The 3172-nt window shown below is 40.8% G+C and carries 3 protein-coding genes, 1 tRNA gene and 1 rRNA gene; all 5 read right to left on the bottom strand.

Annotated features, from left to right (window positions below):
- Positions 1-214 precede the first annotated feature (214 nt).
- The 5 genes from speE to rrf all read right to left on the bottom strand — a co-directional run bounded on the left by speE (position 215) and on the right by rrf (position 3161).
- Positions 215-1072 carry a polyamine aminopropyltransferase gene (gene speE / locus J3A84_RS15200; RefSeq protein WP_207600901.1) on the bottom strand — a complete coding sequence of 286 codons (858 nt, stop codon included), beginning with the start codon at positions 1070-1072 and terminating at the stop codon, positions 215-217.
- Positions 1073-1094: 22 nt separating this feature from the next.
- Positions 1095-1901, bottom strand: coding sequence for an adenosylmethionine decarboxylase (gene speD, locus J3A84_RS15195; protein ID WP_207600900.1), 807 nt, complete (start codon positions 1899-1901; stop codon positions 1095-1097).
- A gap of 407 nt (positions 1902-2308) precedes the next feature.
- On the bottom strand, positions 2309-2773 hold the full coding sequence (locus J3A84_RS15190) for a hemerythrin domain-containing protein (protein ID WP_207600899.1): 465 nt from the start codon (positions 2771-2773) through the stop codon (positions 2309-2311).
- 187 nt (positions 2774-2960) lie between these two features.
- Positions 2961-3036 (bottom strand) — tRNA-Phe (locus tag J3A84_RS15185).
- A 7-nt stretch (positions 3037-3043) separates the two neighbouring features.
- Positions 3044-3161 (bottom strand): 5S ribosomal RNA (gene rrf / locus J3A84_RS15180).
- Between the last annotated feature and the right edge of the window lie 11 nt (positions 3162-3172).

Raw genomic sequence — 3172 nt, 5'->3', positions numbered from 1 at the left:
ACTGACTTCTTAAGACTTCGAACTGATTTTTGATCATAAAGCACCTCACAAGGGTATACTTTTCCATATGCTAATTATACTATATATTTATAATATATTCAATAGATATGTGATAAATAATAAGAATAAAAAAAGACCTGAGATGATTTCTCAGATCTGATTTATTAGACTTTTTCAGTGGCCTCCGAAAACGCTTCCTTCCTTTCAGCTGAGTCTATTTACTTACTGCCTCACTTAGCAGCTTCTTCACGTAGTTTGGCAGCGCAAAGCAAGCCTTATGAATTTCCGTGTTGTAGTATCCTGTTTCAAGCCCCAGGGCATTCCATCTGTCTGCATCAAGATCCTTGACCGGATCGAAGGACTTGGATGCGAATCCGAAGAGCCAGTGACCGGATGCGTAGGTTGGTATATGAACCTGATACACTTTAGCCACAGGGAAGAATTCGTGGATTCTCTGATGAGCTCTCTGCATGGCTTTCTGATATTCCTCGTAAAAAGGACTTTCATGCTGATTCACAAGAATACCTTTATCCGTCAGCGCTTTATGACAGTTTTCATAGAACACTCTGGTGAAGAGGCCTTCTCCTGGGCCGATGGGGTCTGTACTGTCCACGATGATCAGGTCATATTCATTCACCTTCTCGCTGACAAACTTCAGTCCGTCTTCAAAATACAGGTTAACTCTCTCATCATCCAGGCCGCTGGTGGAATGGGGGAAATATTCTCTGCACACATCCACCACAAGCTGATCGATTTCAACCATGTCGATTTTCTCAATGCTTTCATATCGGACCAGTTCTCTTACTGTCCCACCGTCTCCGGCACCGATGACCAGCACCTTTTTGATGGCAGGATTCGTCGCCATGGGCACGTGAACAATCATGTCATGGTAGATGAACTCATCTTTTTCCGTGATCATCACCAGTCCGTCCAAAGTGAAGAACTTACCGAATTCATTGCTTTCAAATACATCTATCCTCTGAAAATCACTTTTTCCTGAATACAGCTGTTTTTCCACCTTGATGGAAAACTTCGCTTCCTTGCTGTGATTTTCTGTATACCAAAGTTCCATATTATTCCCTCCGTTTCAAGTATTAATCGTATATATTTCTGCCGCTGTAGATCTCAATCATTTCTCTTCTCAGATTATTTGAAATCTCCAGACGCTCTTTCGGCGTGAACTCTCTTATATCGTTTCTGAAAAGATAGTTCTGCAGATTCAGTTCCTTGATCAGCATTTTCGTGTGAAAGAGGTTTGCCTGATATACATTGATATCCTGGGCGTCATAAGCCTCTAATGTCTTTTCATCGATATATTCCTGAATGGACCTGATGTCATGGTCCATGAAGAACTTGCGTCCATCTTCCCCTCTGGTGAACCCACGTACTCTGTAATCTATGGTGATGATATCAGAATCAAAGCTTCCGATGAGATAATCCAGAGCATTCAGCGGTGAGATCTTACCGCAGGTGGATACCTCGATGTCTACTCTGAAGCTGGCAATGGATTTATCCGGATGATATTCAGGATAGGTATGAACCGTCAGATGGCTCTTGTCCAGATGTCCTACTACACTGTCTCTTTTCTCATATAGGCTTTCTCCCAGATTACAGGAAGGGTCTACACTGGACATGAGCAGGGGTTCTTCTGAAATCAGAATGGTGACACTTGCTCCTTGCGGATCATAATCCTGTTTCGAGATATTCAGTACATGTGCTCCGATCATATCTGTTACGTCGCAGAGTATCTTTGTGAGTCTCTCGGAATTATACATCTCATCAATGTAATCTACGTATTCGCTCTGTTCTTTCTCGGTCTTTGCATAACAGATATCATAGATATTAAAGCTTAAGGTCTTCGTCAAATTGTTAAAGCCGTATAGTTTCAGTTTTTCTGCCATTTTTTGGCGCTCCTTCTCTTTAAATTGATCGGTATTTTCATGTTACAAAGGTCATTATCTGTTATTTCATGTCTGTTTACTCTATGAAATCCCATCTCTGTAAAACTCTATCCCAAGTGAGTTTACAGAAAAATAAGCGTCGTGTCAATAATTTTATATAAAGTTTTATAAATAATAAGTTTAGTATTACTAAACTTATTCTCTCATTTTCATCTAGCATCAGTACTGGAATAAAAACAGTGTGCGCTATCCATATTTCCGTTCCCTGCAAACACTCTTCTTCAGGACTTCATTAGAATATATCATGAAGAAACAAACCGTAATCTCCTAGGAAAAACACTCGATTACGCGCAAGAAAAAAAGCCGAAAGATTTCTCTTCCAGCTACTGACTTCTATGAATGATCTCTTATTTCTGTTTCAGATCCTTCTCTTTTTCTTTCTTTTTCTTCTCCAACACTGCGTCAAACTCTTCCAGTACTTCTTCCAGCTTTTCTTTGGGTAGTACTTTTCTGGCCAGTGTGATGAATTCGTCTTCCTCTTCCTTCATATGATGTTCCAGCACTTCCTTCAGCACACTGAACTTCGCATCCCATGTTTCATTATCCACAAAGGTTTTCTCAATGACGCTGAACTGATAGTTTCCTAAACTGTGCTCTTCAATCATCTCTCGAACCACTTCTTTGTCTTCCTCAGCGACTTTTTTCTTCACCAGCGGAAACACAACATGTTCCTCTGCTTCATGGTGTCCATGCAGCTGTGCGTAAAGTTCTCTGAAAAGCTCTTTCTTCTTTTCACCTGCAGCATTTTCAATTTCCTTCATCAGGTTTCTAAACTGTTCGTGTTCTTCCTTGATGTGGGTCAATACGTCCATTTTGTATCTCCTGAATTTATTTTTCACACTTCGATTGTATAGTATTTTCAGTTTCCGCGTCAACGATTACATTGCACTGTTTATCTTCCATTTATAACTGAGCTGCATAGATTTGCGAGATTCGCAGTCTTAACTATGCATAAATGACCGTAAAAAAAAGACTACATCGTCATGATGTAGTCTTTTATGGTGGCTTCACTCGGAATCGAACCAAGGACACGTAGATTTTCAGTCTACTGCTCTACCGACTGAGCTATGAAGCCATCTAAGATCTGGCGACGACCTACTTTCCCACAGGGCCTCCCCTGCAGTATCATGGGCTCTAAAAGGCTTAACCGTCGTGTTCGGAATGGGAACGGGTGTAACCCTTATAGATATAGACACCAGATTGAAGAAAAC

The sequence above is a fragment of the Proteiniclasticum aestuarii genome, from assembly GCF_017368455.1.
GTDB lineage: Bacteria > Bacillota > Clostridia > Clostridiales > Clostridiaceae > Proteiniclasticum > Proteiniclasticum aestuarii.
The sequence above is the reverse complement of the archived record's forward strand: the minus strand, read 5'-3'. Positions and strand labels throughout refer to the sequence as shown.